Source organism: Ruegeria sp. CRTD044 (genome assembly GCF_059613485.1).
In genome coordinates this window covers 476,368-492,054 of record NZ_JBXWSP010000019.1, presented here as the reverse complement: position 1 = coordinate 492,054, position 15,687 = coordinate 476,368, and the positions used below count along the sequence as shown (strand labels likewise).

At 61.5% G+C, this 15,687-nt stretch carries 15 protein-coding genes and 1 riboswitch; of the genes, 7 read left to right on the top strand and 8 right to left on the bottom strand.

Going from position 1 to position 15,687, the window contains the following annotated elements; all coding sequences use genetic code 11:
• Positions 1–51: 51 nt before the first annotated feature.
• Entirely contained in the window at positions 52–570 is a 519-nt protein-coding gene (locus AC2FNL_RS18685) for a L,D-transpeptidase family protein (RefSeq protein ID WP_170340715.1), read from the top strand.
• Here the strand turns inward: AC2FNL_RS18685 and AC2FNL_RS18680 are convergent.
• The 7 genes from AC2FNL_RS18680 to cysQ all read right to left on the bottom strand — a co-directional run bounded on the left by AC2FNL_RS18680 (position 554) and on the right by cysQ (position 8,574).
• Positions 554–1,990, bottom strand: a complete 1,437-nt coding sequence (locus AC2FNL_RS18680; RefSeq protein WP_496834649.1) for a nodulation protein NodH — start codon at positions 1,988–1,990, stop codon at positions 554–556. The genes AC2FNL_RS18685 and AC2FNL_RS18680 overlap by 17 nt on opposite strands.
• A gap of 6 nt (positions 1,991–1,996) precedes the next feature.
• Positions 1,997–3,700: a DUF5927 domain-containing protein gene (locus AC2FNL_RS18675; RefSeq protein WP_496834648.1), complete on the bottom strand. Its 1,704-nt coding sequence runs from the start codon at positions 3,698–3,700 to the stop codon at positions 1,997–1,999.
• Positions 3,697–4,683, bottom strand: coding sequence for a glycosyltransferase family 2 protein (locus AC2FNL_RS18670; RefSeq protein ID WP_496834647.1), 987 nt, complete (start codon positions 4,681–4,683; stop codon positions 3,697–3,699). Before AC2FNL_RS18670 ends, AC2FNL_RS18675 begins: the two co-directional genes overlap by 4 nt.
• A gap of 185 nt (positions 4,684–4,868) precedes the next feature.
• Positions 4,869–5,912: a glycosyltransferase family 2 protein gene (locus AC2FNL_RS18665; protein WP_496834646.1), complete on the bottom strand. Its 1,044-nt coding sequence runs from the start codon at positions 5,910–5,912 to the stop codon at positions 4,869–4,871.
• 7 nt (positions 5,913–5,919) lie between these two features.
• Positions 5,920–6,903, bottom strand: coding sequence for a UDP-glucose 4-epimerase GalE (galE, locus tag AC2FNL_RS18660; protein ID WP_496834645.1), 984 nt, complete (start codon positions 6,901–6,903; stop codon positions 5,920–5,922).
• Between the two features lie 73 nt (positions 6,904–6,976).
• On the bottom strand, positions 6,977–7,777 hold the full coding sequence (locus tag AC2FNL_RS18655; protein ID WP_496834644.1) for a 3-deoxy-manno-octulosonate cytidylyltransferase: 801 nt from the start codon (positions 7,775–7,777) through the stop codon (positions 6,977–6,979).
• The gene (cysQ, locus tag AC2FNL_RS18650; protein ID WP_170340727.1) at positions 7,777–8,574 is read right to left on the bottom strand and encodes a 3'(2'),5'-bisphosphate nucleotidase CysQ; all 798 of its coding nucleotides are present in this window, start codon (positions 8,572–8,574) and stop codon (positions 7,777–7,779) included. Before cysQ ends, AC2FNL_RS18655 begins: the two co-directional genes overlap by 1 nt.
• A 122-nt stretch (positions 8,575–8,696) precedes the next feature.
• Between cysQ and AC2FNL_RS18645 the strand changes: the two genes are divergently transcribed.
• Entirely contained in the window at positions 8,697–9,518 is an 822-nt protein-coding gene (locus AC2FNL_RS18645) for an ABC transporter permease (RefSeq protein ID WP_093963926.1), read from the top strand.
• Here the strand turns inward: AC2FNL_RS18645 and AC2FNL_RS18640 are convergent.
• Entirely contained in the window at positions 9,515–10,117 is a 603-nt protein-coding gene (locus AC2FNL_RS18640; RefSeq protein WP_170596676.1) for an alpha-ketoglutarate-dependent dioxygenase AlkB family protein, read from the bottom strand. The two genes, AC2FNL_RS18645 and AC2FNL_RS18640, sit on opposite strands and share 4 nt — an antisense overlap.
• 213 nt (positions 10,118–10,330) lie before the next feature.
• On the opposite strand from AC2FNL_RS18640, the gene dnaK reads away from it, so the two are divergent.
• The 5 genes from dnaK (at position 10,331) to thiS (ending at position 15,686) form a co-directional block, all read left to right on the top strand.
• Positions 10,331–12,238: a molecular chaperone DnaK gene (dnaK, locus tag AC2FNL_RS18635; RefSeq protein WP_170364401.1), complete on the top strand. Its 1,908-nt coding sequence runs from the start codon at positions 10,331–10,333 to the stop codon at positions 12,236–12,238.
• Between the two features lie 74 nt (positions 12,239–12,312).
• Entirely contained in the window at positions 12,313–13,455 is a 1,143-nt protein-coding gene (gene dnaJ / locus AC2FNL_RS18630; RefSeq protein WP_093963929.1) for a molecular chaperone DnaJ, read from the top strand.
• 126 nt (positions 13,456–13,581) lie between these two features.
• Positions 13,582–13,684: riboswitch (TPP riboswitch) on the top strand.
• 46 nt (positions 13,685–13,730) lie between these two features.
• Positions 13,731–14,534, top strand: a complete 804-nt coding sequence (thiD, locus tag AC2FNL_RS18625; protein ID WP_093964370.1) for a bifunctional hydroxymethylpyrimidine kinase/phosphomethylpyrimidine kinase — start codon at positions 13,731–13,733, stop codon at positions 14,532–14,534.
• On the top strand, positions 14,531–15,508 hold the full coding sequence (locus AC2FNL_RS18620; RefSeq protein WP_496834692.1) for an FAD-dependent oxidoreductase: 978 nt from the start codon (positions 14,531–14,533) through the stop codon (positions 15,506–15,508). The genes thiD and AC2FNL_RS18620 overlap by 4 nt, the downstream gene beginning before the upstream one ends.
• A complete protein-coding gene (gene thiS / locus AC2FNL_RS18615; protein ID WP_496834643.1) occupies positions 15,492–15,686 on the top strand; it encodes a sulfur carrier protein ThiS in 195 nt (64 codons plus the stop codon). Before AC2FNL_RS18620 ends, thiS begins: the two co-directional genes overlap by 17 nt.
• The last annotated feature ends 1 nt before the right edge of the window (position 15,687 follow it).

Below are 15,687 nucleotides of genomic sequence, written 5' to 3'. Positions count from 1 at the left end.
GTTTCTGCCGGATTTTGGCATTATGCGAAAAAACGAGCAGGCAGTGAAATCATGGATCGTCGAGCATTTGGATTGGGTGCACTGGCAACACTGAGCCTTTCGGCTTGTGGAAGTGCGGGCCCCCGGTTTCTGACCTACAACGGACCCGAGGTGACATCCATCGTGGTGAACAAGGGCGCACGCAAGATGTACCTGCTGCATCACGAGCAGATCTTGCGCGAATATGATGTCGAGCTTGGGTTCGCTCCAAGCGGCACAAAGGTCAAGCGCGGAGACGGTCGCACACCCGAAGGCAGTTACCTGATCGACCGCCGCAACCCTCGCAGCCGATATCACCTGTCGCTGGGGATTTCCTATCCCAACAGCCAGGATATCGCCAAGGCAAAGGCGATGGGCTTCGACCCGGGTGGAGACATTTTCATTCACGGCCAACCGAACCTGCGCAAGGAATTCAAGCGCGCGAAGAAGACACCGGATTGGACCGCTGGCTGCATCGCCGTCAAGAACGAAGAGATCGAAGAGATCTATGCGATGGTGAACGAAGGGACGTTGATCACCGTGCGGCCCTGATAGGCCGCCATTTTCCGAATCCGAACTGCAGATAGTCGCGCTGATAGGCTTCCTCGGCCAGCGCCTCGAGCTTGTCATCGTAGATCTGATCCAACGAATAGGGCTGGTCCGGCGCGGGCACGCCGGGCTTCGGCGGGGCATTGTGCCCTAGGCCGCGGGCCAGATCCGGTAGCGCGGCGGCCATCTCTTCCTCGCGCAGTATGAGGTCGGGCAGGGCAAAGCCCGCGATCCCTTCCAACATGCGGGCTTGTGAACACCACAACCCGTCGACCCGGATCGGGGTCTGGCCAGAAAGATTCAGCTGCAGAAACTCAAGAAACGCCGAAAACGCCTGATAGTGCTGCTCGAGCGAATAGTTTCCGTCGCGCACCTGGCCCGGGATAGGCAACTTGAACCCGTTGCGCAGCCGGTTGCGGATTCCGGCATATGCGCCGGGCCCGGTGCCGAGGATCCGTTCGCAAAACACCGAATGCGCCCGCGCCAACGGGTGCCGCAGGACCGTGAATTTCCGGTGACCCGGATGCGCCTTCATCCAGCGGCGCACCTGTTTCTGGTTTCGGTCGGTGATCAGCTCGCCGCCATCCAGATCGGACATCCATTGGGCCACGATCTGTTCCGGTCCACCACGGATCGGCAGATACATCAACGGCGTTTCCGCGGCCGCGATATGACGCGAAACGGCCGGGCCCCGTCGTGGTTCGAAGTTCGGCGTTCGGTGCAGGTTGAACCGGTCCAGCGCCGCAAGGGCCTCATCCATGGCTTCGGGATTGGTCACTTTGGACAGGGCCGGTTCCGGGTTCTGAGGTTTGAGATCCGCGGCCAGTTGATCCAGACGCGCCTCAACCCCCAGCCATGCCGCCAGTCCGTTCAGAACATCCAGTTGGGTCAGATCCTCGTAACCGATAAAAAATGCGGTCTGTCCCGATTTTTGCAGCTGATTGACCAAACTCAGCTGAAACGCCTGCTGCTCATCCACGTAGTCTCGAAACTCGTCCGCATCAAACGCAACCTTGGTGACGCGCCTTCGTTTCACGTTGGTCAGCATCCACTGCTGAGTCTCCCGCGCAATCTTGAGTGAGATGTAGCTGTCCAACGGGTTGCGGTTGAGAATGATCTTTGCGCAGCGCGGATCGTTCAGCGCCATCGTCAGGGCCCGCGCGTCGTGCGAGTGAAAAAACCGGAACCCGTGCAGACCCTCCGGCGCTGAACGCATCGCTTCAATCAGGCGATCCGGCGCAGCATCCCTGTCTTCCAGTGAGAAACCCAGCACTTCGGTTGCTTTCGGGTATCCGATGAAGTGCGGATTGAACGCCTCGCCATGACACTGCACGCCGTCCAACGCATTCAGGTTTGCCTCCAGCAGGTTCGACCCGGTGCGCATTTCGGCAAGAATGATGAAATAGTCAAAGTCGGTCGGCATGCGGGGTCATTGCACCAGGTAGGGCTTGCGATACGGGCGGGTCTGATTGCCGAATACATCGTCGGCAGGAAAGTCGCCCATCAGGTGAGGGTGCATTCCCTGGTTCTTGAGGTTTTGCAGGAACTTTCCAAACCCGGCCAGATCAACCATCGTCGGCGCCTCGATCAGATGGCTGGGCTGCGTCGCGCCCATCTCTTCAAGAACGGTTTGCAGATGTTCCATCGGAGACTCAACGAATTCGGCCATTGACCAAACATGCACGCGCGCTTTGGTCCACACGGAATCCAGCACCTCAAGCTGTTCGGTCTCGATCTTTTGCAGGCGGGCCGCTTCGGCGCGGATGTCGGCGAAATTCATGTTCGACCGAAACAGCGGAACAGCCCAGGCACCGGTGACCACGCAGACCTGTGCGTTCTTGTCTCTCGCCAGAAACCAATTGATCTTCTGGGTGTCAGCGGGGCCGAATTGAAAACACTGGCGTTCGCCCCGGGTGTTCCAGATCAGGTTCGAAAGAAAAGCCGTCGGATTGTAGTCGCGTAAAACGGCGTTGTCGCTGAGGGACCCGTTCAGGATGGTCTCGCCTTCGGCAAACTCGGCACGCGTGGGGTTGAACAGATGCCCATGGACGCGGGCGCCTGACGCATTGCCCAGCCAGCTTTCAAAGCCCTCAAACAACTCGGAAAAACCCTGAAACACGGAGTAAGGAAACGCGGTCAGGCCGTTTTCGCTGCCATGGCGGGGAAAACGACTTTGCATGTACAGGCCGTCGCGGCCGCGGGTACGACGCTCGACTGCTTTGGAAAAAACGCGGTCGATCTTGCCGGGATTGGGCTCGGCGGGTTTTCCGGCGAGATACTGATCGTTCAGAAACGCCTGATACAGCCGGTCGGCGCGCGGCCAGATCTTGCGGGCGACAAAACAATCGGATCGGCGCAGCAACTGCAGGTGATCGTCATAGAAGATGTGCGGGCGGCCCTGATAGTCGAATTTCGACAGGGTCAGCGATCGGCTTTCGATCTGGGTGGAATAGAGCCGCGCCAGCGTCTGGAAATAGCTTTCGTCGGGGATCCAGACATGCCGGAAGTATCGATCATAGACCTCTCTCTTGGGGTCTTGCAGGATCGCGGTCAGGGTCCGCCGAGTCAGGCACCACCACTGGCTGCCCATATGCGGGATCAGTCCGTTGGGGATTGTCCGCCGATATCCGACCGCGCGCTGAAGCTTGACGAAGCGGTCAAACAGCTTGCGGTGTTTGCGCCACGAGAAGGGAAACCGAAGGGTAAAGCGTTCAAGATCCAGCCCGCCCACGGTCCAACTGACATCGGCGGTGGTGGCGCTTTCAATGAAATCCACGCGGGGCCGGTCGCTCAGGTAATCGATCAGGTCCTGAACCGGGCGCAATGGCAGGCAAGAGCCCGATGACAGAAAGACATGGCGTACGTCGGGAAAGCGCTCCAGCATCAGCGTCGCGGCAGATTGCGAAGCCGCAACGATACCCCAGCCGCCCCACTCGCAGGCCTGGCGGTCGCAGAACAGGATCAGCGGATCATCACCAAAGGCCGCGACAAAATCTTCGAACACGGCCGGGTCGACTTTGCGGTCGACGTGGATGACCACCGGACAACCTGCCGCGGTCCAGTGCCGGGCAACCTGCTCAGCCCGGTCCAGCGCAGTATGGACCAGCATCACGATGCCCAGGGTCCCGCTCATGCCCAGTTCCCTTTGGACATCAGACCCAGAATCTCAAGTTGGCGCCAATTGATGTATTTCTCGGACCATTTGCACCAGAAAACCGGTTTGCTCTCCAACTGATCGACATAGGCCCTGTATTCGCCAGACGCGCGGTAGTGTTCGCCGCGCTGCAGTTCTTCGCGGGCTTTGTCACCCAGCGTGTTGATCAGCTTGGCATGCAGCAATGCGCCGCTGGTTTTCTCGCCGCCCCACTCGTCGTAGACCTGGTTCAGGCCGCGCGGCAGCAGTGCATGGGTCGAGCTGACATAGACATAGCGCCGATCCCATTTGACCAAAGGGATCTTGTTCAGCGCGGGCGCTTTCGCGGGCTTGTCCTGAAAGAAAACCCTTGCCCGTGGCCCGCCCTGGATCCACAAGTTTCCATAGGCCGGGTTCTTGGTGATCATGTAGTTGCCCGAGTCGAACCATGCGGCAATCTCGAACGGGTCCTGCCCCTCGTGATAGGTGGCGTCCTGAATCGGCCCCTCGGGGTACATGTCCAGCAGCATCGTCCCGAAACTGCGCACCCCGGTGCCGTCCAGCCAGTCGGTCAGCGCGTCGATGGGACGTGTGTCGCAGAACGGATAGATCAGGAACTCGTCCGGATCTACGGTCAGGACCCAGTGCCCATGGGCGTATTTCCGCAGCAAGTAGTTGGACCAGTCGATCCCGAATGTCGAACGGCGATAGCTGGCATTCGTATACCAGACCGACACATCGGGCTGTGCCTTGAGATAGTCCAGCGTGCCATCCGTGCTGTCATTGTCGACGAACAGGAAATGCCGGACGCCCAGCTTACGGTAATAGTCCAGAAAATAGGGCAGGCGGATCTTTTCGTTGCGCACGACGCTCATCAGCAGAACATCACCGGACCGGATCTGTCGGGTGTTGTTGCGGACTGTGCGCAGATCGCGGCTTCGGCGGATGCAGCGCACAAGACGGCGCTTGCGCCGCAGTCTCATCCGGTAAGAATCCAAAAGGCTCACGCGCTGCCCAACCTTCTTGTAATACGCGAGCATGCCCGGGGTCCGCATTTGGTCAGACGGGAGCCGGACTCTAACGTTTTATGACATTTTCGCACCTTGCGAAGCAATGTATTTAAAAGCCGTTAGCCAAGCATGGGTTTTTGGGGCACAGCATTCCCCGTTCACGTCCACCCGCCCGCTGACAGCAGCCCAAGGCTCTGCAGATGCGCCCAACCTGAATACCGTTTTGATTGTGGAGTCCAAAGGTCAGGTCCGGCAATGATGCCGTCATAGTATGGCCCGAATTGGTCGGGATCATGAAAATGCTGGCGCCTTTGTTTTTCGATACGCGACTTCTCGACGACTTGCGGCAGGAATTTCGTGTGCAACAGGACACCCGAGGGGGTCTGTCCCGAAGGCCCGTCATAGGCAAAATTCAGGTGTCGGGGCAGGGCTGAATGACAGGAGTTCACGAAGGCATAGCGACGGTCCCACTTCACCAGCGGAATCTTGTTCAGGGTTGGAGACCGGTCCGGGCAATCGGCAAAGAAGGCGCGTTCGCGAACGCCACCTTGCACCCAAAGGTTTCCCAACGGCTCTTGCCGGCGCGCCCTGTAAGGGCCGGGATCGAACCAGTTCAAAGTTTCGGTCGGGTCGGTCTCGGGGTCATAGGGCGCCGTGCCCAACGGGCCTTTCGGGTATAGATCAAGCATCAGCGCGCCAAAGGCCGGCTGTCCGGTTTGGTCCAGCCATCCCGTCAGATCGCGCAGGTTACGGCTGTCGTGATGGGCATAGATCAGCAGTTCGTCCGCATCCACCATCAGTGTCCAATGACCATGGCCATGCCGCATCTGCAACCAGGTCAGCCAGTCCAGCCCGAACCGCGCCTCGCGATAGCTGGCCTGCGTTTGCCACAGCGACACGTCCGGTTGGTTGAGCAGATAGGTGACCGAGCCGTCATCGCTGCCGTTGTCGACCATCAGGAAATGATCGACCCCCAGCCGGCGATAGTGGCGCAGGAACCAGGGCAGGCGCTCGATCTCGTTGCGCAGTGTGGTAAAGGCCAGAATGTCGGTGGGCGCGATCAGACGGGTCTTGTCCGAAACCGGCGTCAACGCGTGGCGGCTGCGGAAGGACCGCCACAACAGGCGCTTGCGCTTCAGGCGCAGGCGGTATCTGCGAACCCAGCCCGGTGCGTTTCCGTCGGTTGTCGAAGCTGCGCCCATGGTACGATCACTTTTCGTAATGGCCATTTTGATGCCAGCGCCAGGCATCGGCGATCATCACCTCCAGCCGCGACCGTTTGGGCCGCCAGCCCAGTTCGGCCTCGGCCCGGGTCGAGCCTGACACCAGCTTGGTGCAGTCGCCCGGCCGGCGCGGACCGACATTGAAGGGCACCTCGCGGTTGGTCACGCTGTGCGACTGCGCGATCACCTCTTTCACCGAAAACCCGGTGCCGGTGCCCAGGTTGAACACCCGGCTGCCCTTGCCCTGTTCCAGCCAGCGCAGGCCCAGCACATGCGCATCCACCAGGTCGCAGACATGGACATAGTCGCGGATGCAGGTGCCGTCGGGCGTGTCATAATCGGTGCCATAGACGGTCAGCGCGTCGCGCTTGCCGTCGATCGCGTCCAAAAGCAGCGGAACCAGATGCGTCTCGGGGCGGTGGAACTCGCCCACGTCGCCGTCGGGGTCGGCACCGGCCACGTTGAAATAGCGAAAGATCACGTGGTTCAGCCCGTGCGCCTGTTCGAAATCGCGCAGGATGTCCTCGATCGCGCGTTTCGAGGCGCCGTAGGCGTTCAGCGGGTGCTGCGGCGTGGTTTCGTCCAGCACCACGTTGTCGTGGTCGCCATAGGTTGCGCAGGTGGACGAGAACACGAAATCCAGGCAACCGGCGGTCACGGCCGCCTCGATCAGGTTCAACGATCCGGTGACGTTGTTGCGCCAGTACCGGCCCGGCTCGCTCATGGCTTCGCCGACCTGGCTGAGCGCGGCGAAATGCATCACCGACGCCGGTTGGTATTTGGCAAAGACCTGATCCAGCCGCGCGCGGTCCAGCAGATCGCCCTGTTCGAACGGGCCGAATTTCACCGCATCCTGCCAGCCGGTGACAAGGTTGTCATAGGTCACGGGCACATAGCCCGCTTGCGCCAGCGCCTTGCAGGCATGAGATCCGATATATCCGGCGCCGCCGGTCACAAGTATATTGGTCATCCGTGGTCCTGCCGAATGTTTGCCGGTCATGGGTTAGCTGCCAGGCTGCCCGCGGGGAACGGGGAATTTGCGACTATTCCAACCCCATCGCGGACATCATGCTTTCGATCTTGGTCACGTCCTGCGGATTGTTCAACTCCCAGAACTGGCGGCCTTTTGCCTCGACCTCGACACACAGAACCTTGCGCCCGTTTTCCATGAACCGCAGCTGTTCCAGCCCCTCGAGCTGCTCCAGCGGTCCGACCGGCCAGCCCGGATAGGCGGCCAGCGCGTCGGGGCGGTAGGCGTAGACGCCCACGTGGTGGAACACCGGCGTCGGGTCCGACCCGGCATAGGTTTCGGCCGTGAAGGGGATCACTTCCTTCGAGAAATAAAGCGCGCTGTGATCGGTCGCGAAGACGGCGGTGGTGCCACCGACCCGGCCGTTCCTGCGGTCGTTCAGCAGCCCGTTCAGTGCCTCGCCGTCGCACCGCAGCACCGGCGTGGCTACGCCGGCCTCGGGCGCGGCGCGCAGGCCATTGACCAGATCCTCGATGAACCAATGCGGGGTCAGGGGGGCGTCGCCCTGCAGGTTGACCACGATCTCGTACCCGCCGCCCAGCCTGTCATGCGCCTCGGCGCAGCGCTCGGTGCCGTTGGCGCAGCTTTCCGAGGTCATCACCACCTCGGCACCAAAGCCCTCGGCTGCAGCGCGGATGCGATCGTCATCGGTGGCCACCACCACACGGTCGACGCCCGAAACCGACATGGCCGCGCGCCACGACCGCTCGATCAGGGTCATGGACTTTCCCGTTGCGCCGGTCAGCGGCACCAGCGGTTTGCCCGGATAGCGGGTCGAGGCATAGCGGGCGGGGATCGCGATCAGAACCGACATCAGGCCTCCTTGAGTTCGACGCCGGGGGCATAGGCGATGAAGAACGGGTTGGCATAGCCTTCCTTGCCGTAGGTCAGCGGTGCGTGGTCTTCGAAACGCACCACATGGCCCCCGGCACCGGCCAGCACCGCGTGGCCAGCGGCGGTGTCCCACTCCATCGTGCGGCCGACGCGCGGGTAGAGGTCGGCCTCGCCCGTGGCCACAAGGCAGAATTTCAGCGACGAGCCCGCCGACTTGCTGTCTTTGACCTGGTATTTGTTGATGTAGTCATCCGTGGCCTGGTCGCGATGCGATTTCGAGGCTACCACCAAAAGCGCCGAATTGTCCGGATCAGAGACTGATATCGGCGTGACCTCGCCCGGTTTGTCCTTGTCCAGAGCGCCGATTTCTTCGACCGATCGGCCATCGGCCAGAGTATAGAACATGCGCCCGCGGGCCGGGGCATAGACCACGCCGCGGGTGGGCACGCCGTTTTCGACCAGCGCGATGTTCACGGTGAAATCGCCACGTCGGTTGATGAATTCCTTGGTGCCGTCCAGCGGATCGACGATCAGGAAAGTATCGCCCTGCTTGCTGTGCGACGCGGCCTGCTCCTCGGTCACCAGCAGGATGTCGGGGAAGGCGGCGCGCAGCCCGGCCGAGATCAGCGCATCGGCGGCTTCGTCGGCTTCGGTCACGGGGCTGGAATCGGATTTGACCTTCACGTCAAAATCATCGGCATCGTAGATCTCCATGATCTTGTCGCCCGCTTCCAGGGCCAGGCGTCTGATCACGGGGATGAGGTCGTCATAGGTCACAAAAATGCTCCGTTTCCATGGTTTGTTGATCCGAAAACCTGACGAACTTATGCTGTGCCGGATACGGAACGGCAAGGAATTCGTGCCACGCTGGCGGAACAAAACCGGGAAAGAGCGTTCGAGTGTTCTATTACAAGCGAAGCAGCAGCCTTGTGGGTGGGGCATTCAACCTTGCGGAACTGGTGTTTCACGCCGTGGTCCGCAACATCCGCTCGCAGCATTCCAACGCCGTAATCGCCATCATGATGAACATCGTCCAGGTCGTTCTGATGGCGACCGTGTTCTATTTCATCATGTCGTTTCTGGGCGGACGGGTGGCCAAGATCCGGGGTGAGTTCATCCTGTACATCCTGTCCGGCATCTTTCTTTTCATGACGCATATCAAGTCCGTCGGTGCGATTGCGGGGCTTGGAGGCACCAACAACCCCATGATGCTGCATTCGCCGATGAACATGATGGTTCTGCTTTTGGCCGCCGCCTTCGGGACCTTGTACACGCAGGTCGTTTCAATCCTGGTGATCCTGTTCGTCTACAGCGTCGCGGTCAATCCGATCGAGATGCAGGACCCGGGCGGCGCGTTCGCGATGCTGATCCTTGCGTGGTACACCGGCTGCGCGGTCGGTCTGGTCTTCATGGCGCTCAAGCCGTGGATGCCGCAGACCTCCACCATTCTCAGCAATGTCTATCGCCGGATGAACATGATCTTCTCGGGCAAGATGTTCGTGGGCAACGCGCTGGGCGGCTGGATGCTGGCCATGTTCGCCTGGAATCCGTTGTTTCACGTGATTGATCAGTGCCGCGGTTTCGTGTTTCGCAACTACTTTCCGCGCAACTCCAGCTGGGAATATGCGCTGTGGGTCGGTATCGCCCTGATGATGATCGGGTTGCTGGGAGAGTTCTTTACCCGCAAGCACATCTCGAAAAGCTGGGATGCGCGCCGTTAGGTTGCCACGCGCAGAGTCAGGTTGATCCGGCCCCCTTTGGGCAGCAGGCGCGAAGAGCCGAACCGGATCCGGTCGACGCCGTGATAGGCCAACCGGGCGGGACCGCCCATGACGACCACGTCGCCGGAATTCAGCCAGACGGACTCGGTCTTGCCGCCGCGGGTCGTGTTGCCGATCCGGAACAAGGCGTCATCGCCCAACGAAACCGACAGGACCGGCCACGAGAAATCGGCCTCGTCCTTGTCCTGGTGCATCCCCATCTTTGCGCCTTCGCCGTAATAGTTGATCAGACAGCAATCGGGATCTCGAGCGGTTCCGGCAAGGTCGCGCCATATCGACAGGATCGGATCCGGAATGGCAGGCCACGCCATGCCCTTGGGGTGCGCGTCCTGGTACCGGTATCCAGCCCCGTCCGACACCCAGCCCAGCGTTCCCGCAGACGTCATGCGAACCGACATCTTGCGTCCCGAAGCGGTGCTGGGATGAAACAGCGGAGCGGCTTTCAGAATCGGCCGCAGAAGTTCGATGATCTGCCGCTGAGCAGCGCCGTCCAGATGGCCTTTTCGGATGTCGAACCCCCGTAAATTCAGGCGCGTCATGACAGAAACCTCATTCCTTTCGAAATCCTTGCCAAAAAAGGCCCAAGATTCCCGAAAACCTGCATTTCACAACGCTTGCAGGCCTCAGGCCTCGCCCTTATATACGCCGGGACGCGCGATGGTGTAGACCTGTCGCGCCCAGCAGATCGGGGCAGGGATGCCGTAACGGGTTCCGGCCTCGGGACATCGCCTTGAAAAGAAAGGGATCGAAAAATGGGAAAAGTAATCGGGATTGACCTCGGGACCACCAACTCGTGCGTAGCCATCATGGACGGCGCGCAGCCGAAGGTCATCGAAAACGCGGAAGGGGCGCGGACCACGCCCTCGATCGTCGCCTTCACCGAAGACGAGCGACTGGTCGGGCAGCCGGCGAAACGCCAGGCGGTCACCAACCCCGACAACACGATTTTTGGCGTCAAGCGCTTGATCGGGCGTCGTGTGGATGACGCAGAAGTCCAGAAGGACAAGAAAATGGTGCCCTACGCCATCGTCGATGGCGGCAACGGCGACGCTTGGGTCGAGGCCCGCGGGCAGAAATACTCCCCAAGCCAGATCTCGGCCTTCATCCTCGGCAAGATGAAAGAAACCGCTGAAAGCTATCTGGGTGAAGAAGTCACGCAGGCCGTGATCACCGTTCCGGCCTATTTCAACGACGCCCAGCGTCAGGCCACCAAGGACGCCGGCAAGATCGCCGGTCTGGAAGTGCTGCGGATCATCAACGAACCGACTGCCGCCGCGCTGGCCTATGGCCTGGACAAGCAGGACAGCCAGACCATTGCGGTCTATGACCTTGGCGGTGGTACCTTCGACGTGACCATCCTGGAAATCGACGACGGCCTGTTCGAGGTCAAATCGACCAACGGTGATACCTTCCTGGGTGGTGAAGACTTTGACATGCGCATCGTCAACTACCTGGCGGACGAGTTCAAAAAAGAACACGGCGTCGACCTGAGCCAGGACAAGATGGCGCTGCAGCGTCTGAAAGAAGCCGCAGAGAAGGCTAAGATCGAGCTCAGCTCGACCACCCAGACCGAGATCAACCAGCCGTTCATCTCGATGGGCGCGAACGGCCAGCCGCTGCACATGGTCATGAAGCTGACCCGTGCCAAGCTGGAATCGCTGGTCGGCGACCTGATCAAGAAGTCGCTGAAGCCCTGCCAGGCCGCTCTGAAAGACGCCGGCATCTCGGCCAGCGATGTGGATGAGGTTGTTCTGGTCGGTGGTATGACCCGGATGCCGAAAGTCATCGAAGAGGTGACCAAGTTCTTCGGCAAAGAGCCGCACAAGGGCGTGAACCCGGACGAAGTCGTGGCCATGGGTGCTGCGATCCAGGCCGGTGTTCTGCAAGGCGACGTCAAGGACGTGGTTCTGCTGGACGTAACCCCGCTGTCGTTGGGCATCGAAACCCTGGGCGGCGTGTTTACCCGCCTGATCGATCGCAACACCACGATCCCGACCAAGAAGTCCCAGGTCTTCTCGACCGCCGAGGACAACCAGAACGCCGTGACCATCCGGGTGTTCCAGGGTGAGCGTGAAATGGCTGCGGACAACAAGATCCTGGGCCAGTTCAACCTTGAAGACATCCCGCCGGCCCCGCGCGGCATGCCTCAGATCGAGGTGACCTTCGACATCGACGCCAACGGCATTGTCTCGGTTTCGGCCAAGGACAAGGGCACCGGCAAGGAACAGAAGATCACGATCCAGGCCTCGGGCGGACTGTCGGAGGAAGACATCGAAAAGATGGTCAAGGACGCCGAAGAGAACGCCGAAGCCGACCGCAAGCGCAAGGAACTGGTTGAAGCCAAGAACCAGGCCGAAAGCCTGATCCACGCGACCGAGAAATCGCTCGAGGAGCATGGCGACAAGGTCGATCCGGCGACCGTCGAGGCGATCGAACTGGCCGTGGCCGCGCTCAAGGACGAATTGGAATCGGACAATGCCGACAAGATCAAGTCGGGCATCCAGAACGTGACCGAAGCGTCCATGAAGCTGGGCGAGGCGATCTACAAGGCGCAGTCTGAAGAGGCCAGTGAAGAACCGGCCGCCGCCGATGCGGGGCCCGGCGATGACGACATCGTCGATGCCGAGTTCGAAGACCTGGACGATGACAAGCGCAACTAACGGGTAACCGGGCCAATTCGGGCCGGTCCGGATGCCGGGCCGGCCCGTTTACGTTGAGGCAGAAGGAAATACCGATGTCAAAACGCGACTATTACGAAGTGCTCGGCGTGTCCAAGGGTGCTTCGGCGGATGAGATCAAGAAGGCTTTTCGCCGGAAGGCGAAAGAGCTGCACCCCGATCGCAACAAGGACAACCCGGACGCCGAGGCCCTGTTCAAAGAGGCCAACGAGGCCTATGACGTTCTGCGCGACGCTGACAAGAAAGCCGCCTATGACCGGTTCGGTCACGCGGCCTTTGAAAACGGCACCGGCGGCGCGCGTCCGGGTGGCGGTTACGGCTCGGGTGATTTTTCCAGCGCCTTTTCCGACGTGTTCGACGATCTGTTCGGCGATTTCATGGGTGGACAGCGTGGCGGCGGCGGACGCCGTGCTGCTCGCGGTTCGGACCTGCGCTACAACCTGAGGGTTTCGCTGGAAGAGGCCTATTCCGGCCTGCAGAAAACCATCAACGTGCCGACAGCCGTGGCTTGCTCGTCCTGCGAAGGCACCGGCGCCGAAGGCGGGGTCGAACCCACCACCTGCCCGACCTGTTCGGGCATGGGCAAGGTCCGCGCGCAACAGGGCTTTTTCACCGTCGAGCGCAGCTGCCCGACCTGTGCTGGACTTGGGCAAATTATCAAGAACCCCTGCAAATCCTGCCACGGCTCGGGACGGGTCGAGAAGGAACGCGCGCTGTCGGTCAACATTCCGGCAGGCGTCGAAACCGGCACCCGTATCCGACTGGCGGGCGAGGGCGAGGCCGGGATGCGCGGCGGCCCTCCGGGCGATCTCTACATCTTTGTCGAGGTGACGCCGCACAAGCTGTTCGAGCGGGACGGCCCGAACCTGTATTGCCGGGTCCCAGTCAGCATGGCCAAGGCTGCGCTGGGCGGATCGATCGAGGTGCCTACCATCGACGGTGGCCGCGGCCGGGTGCAGATTCCGGCCGGCAGCCAGTCGGGGCGGCAGATGCGTCTGCGTGCCAAGGGCATGCCTGCGCTGCGGGGCGGCGGCATCGGTGACATGTTCATCGAGCTTGCGGTCGAGACACCGGTCAACCTGACCGCGCGGCAAAAAGAGCTGCTGCAGGAGTTCGACGATCTGGGAGAGGACAACCACCCGGAATCCAAAAGCTTTTTCTCATCCGTCAAATCCTTCTGGGAGAGAATGCAAAGCTGATCCCAGCGTTCCAGACAACGAAAGGCCGACGTATCATCGTCGGCTTTTTTGTTTTCTAAGTCCAGTTTGGCCGGAAACTGCGCGGAATTGGCCCTTGATTCTCGGCCTCAGCCTTGAGAATGTTCGCGCCAACCGTTGGGGTGCCCCGGAGCCGGGGCTGAGAGGCGCGAGCCAACCCATCGAACCTGATCCGGGCAATACCGGCGGAGGGAACGGTCTAAAACACTCAGACGTTTTCCATGCCGGAATTGCCCCAGATGACAAATGGGGGCGGCATGGCAGCTATCGCTTTGACAATTGCAGGATCCGACAGCGGCGGAGGGGCCGGTATTCAGGCCGATCTCAAGGCGATGTCGGCGCTGGGTGTGTTCGGTGCCAGTGTCATCACCGCGGTCACCGCCCAGAACACGCAGGCGGTCACCGCCGTGCATGGTATCCCGCTGGACGTGATTGCCGCGCAGATCGACGCGGTTCTGTCCGATCTGGACGTGCGCGCGGTCAAGATCGGCATGCTGGCCACGCCCGAGATCATCCAGACCGTCGCCGACGGTCTGTCTGGCTTCACCGGGCCCATCGTGCTGGACCCGGTGATGATCGCCAAATCGGGCGATGCCCTGCTGGCGCGCGAGGCAGTGCAGACCCTGCGCAAGGCGCTGCTGCCCCGCGCCACCGTCCTGACCCCGAACCTGCCCGAGGCCGCCTGTCTGCTGGACCGACTGGTCGCAGAAACGCCCGAGGAAATGGTGGCGCAGGGCCATGATCTGTGCACCCTGGGGGCTGGGGCCGTCCTGATGAAAGGCGGACACGGCAAAGGCGATACTTGCCATGATCTGCTGATCGACCAGAACGGCATCATCGGTGAATTCACCGCGCCCCGTCAGGACACGCGCAACACCCACGGCACCGGATGCACCCTGTCCTCGGCCGTCGCGGCGGGTCTGGCCAAGGGCTTGCCGCTGGTCGATGCGGTGGCGCAGGCGCATGACTATCTGCAAGGCGCGATCACCCGAGCGGATGAGTTGCAGGTCGGCTCGGGCCACGGTCCGGTGCATCATTTCCACCGGGTATGGCCGGCGTGACGGTCTGGTCGGTCATAGGTGCCGGGGTGGCCGGTCTGGCCGTGGCCTCGGAGCTGGTCGCGCGGGGCGCGCAGGTACAGGTGTTCGATCCGGGCGGGCCTCCCGGTCCGCATGGCTGTTCCTGGTGGGCGGGCGGCATGCTGGCGCCGTGGTGCGAGTATGAAAATGCCGAGGAACCGGTGCTGAGGTTGGGGCAGCAGGCGATCGACTGGTGGGCGGCCCGCACCCCGGTCGCGCGGCAGGGAACGCTGGTCGTGGCCAACACGCGCGACCTGCCCGACCTGCGCCGCTTTGCCCGGCGGACCGAGGGGTTCACGCAGGTCGATCAAGCGAAAATCGTTGAATTAGAGCCTGATCTCCACGGGTTTTCCCAAGGCCTGTTCTTCACCGACGAGGCCCATCTGGACCCTCGCCGCGCGCTGCAGGACCTCTATCGCGGTTTGCATGACAAGGGGGTCGAATTCCACCGCACGCTGGCCCCGTCGCGGCTGGACAACGCCATCGACTGCCGGGGCCTGCATGCGCGCGACATCCTGCTCGACCTGCGCGGCGTGAAGGGGGAAATGCTGGTGATCCGCTGCCCCGATGTGACGCTTACCCGGCCCGTACGCCTTCTGCATCCCCGGATGCCGCTCTATGTCGTGCCGCGCGACGAGGGCATCTACATGCTGGGCGCCACGATGATCGAAACCGAGGACAGCAGCCGGATCACCGCGCGCTCGATGCTGGAACTGCTCAGCGCGGCTTATGCGCTGAACCCTGCCTTTGGCGAGGCCGAGGTGCTGGAGATCGGCGTCGATCTGCGCCCGGCCTTTCCCGACAACCTGCCGCGCATCCGCCGGCTGGGTCGGACGATCTATGCCAACGGCCTCTATCGTCACGGCTACCTGCTGGCCCCGGCCTTGGCCCAAGGCGTGGCCGATCTGGCGTTGAACAACACACATTCGGAGATGGTCGATGAAGATCGTGATTAATGGCGAGCCGTGCGAAGTGCGCGCCGAAACCCTTGGCGAGCTGCTGGCCGAATGCGGCTTTTCCGGCCGCGTCGCCACCGCGGTGAACGAGGAATTCGTGCCCTCCAGCCTGCGCATCGCGCACAAACTGGCCGAGGGCGACCGGGTTGAAGTCGTCGCACCGATGCAGGGGGGCTGAG

Bases quoted from the DNA above. Each gene is read 5' to 3' on its own strand.
- AC2FNL_RS18670 (WP_496834647.1), bottom strand. From the start codon at position 4,683: ATGAGACTGCGGCGCAAGCGCCGTCTTGTGCGCTGCATCCGCCGAAGC.
- dnaK (WP_170364401.1), top strand. From the start codon at position 10,331: ATGGGAAAAGTAATCGGGATTGACCTCGGGACCACCAACTCGTGCGTA.
- AC2FNL_RS18685 (WP_170340715.1), top strand. From the start codon at position 52: ATGGATCGTCGAGCATTTGGATTGGGTGCACTGGCAACACTGAGCCTT.
- AC2FNL_RS18680 (WP_496834649.1), bottom strand. From the start codon at position 1,990: ATGCCGACCGACTTTGACTATTTCATCATTCTTGCCGAAATGCGCACC.
- AC2FNL_RS18675 (WP_496834648.1), bottom strand. From the start codon at position 3,700: ATGAGCGGGACCCTGGGCATCGTGATGCTGGTCCATACTGCGCTGGAC.
- dnaJ (WP_093963929.1), top strand. From the start codon at position 12,313: ATGTCAAAACGCGACTATTACGAAGTGCTCGGCGTGTCCAAGGGTGCT.
- galE (WP_496834645.1), bottom strand. From the start codon at position 6,903: ATGACCAATATACTTGTGACCGGCGGCGCCGGATATATCGGATCTCAT.
- AC2FNL_RS18665 (WP_496834646.1), bottom strand. From the start codon at position 5,912: ATGGGCGCAGCTTCGACAACCGACGGAAACGCACCGGGCTGGGTTCGC.
- AC2FNL_RS18640 (WP_170596676.1), bottom strand. From the start codon at position 10,117: ATGACGCGCCTGAATTTACGGGGGTTCGACATCCGAAAAGGCCATCTG.
- thiS (WP_496834643.1), top strand. From the start codon at position 15,492: ATGAAGATCGTGATTAATGGCGAGCCGTGCGAAGTGCGCGCCGAAACC.
- thiD (WP_093964370.1), top strand. From the start codon at position 13,731: ATGGCAGCTATCGCTTTGACAATTGCAGGATCCGACAGCGGCGGAGGG.
- AC2FNL_RS18655 (WP_496834644.1), bottom strand. From the start codon at position 7,777: ATGTCGGTTCTGATCGCGATCCCCGCCCGCTATGCCTCGACCCGCTAT.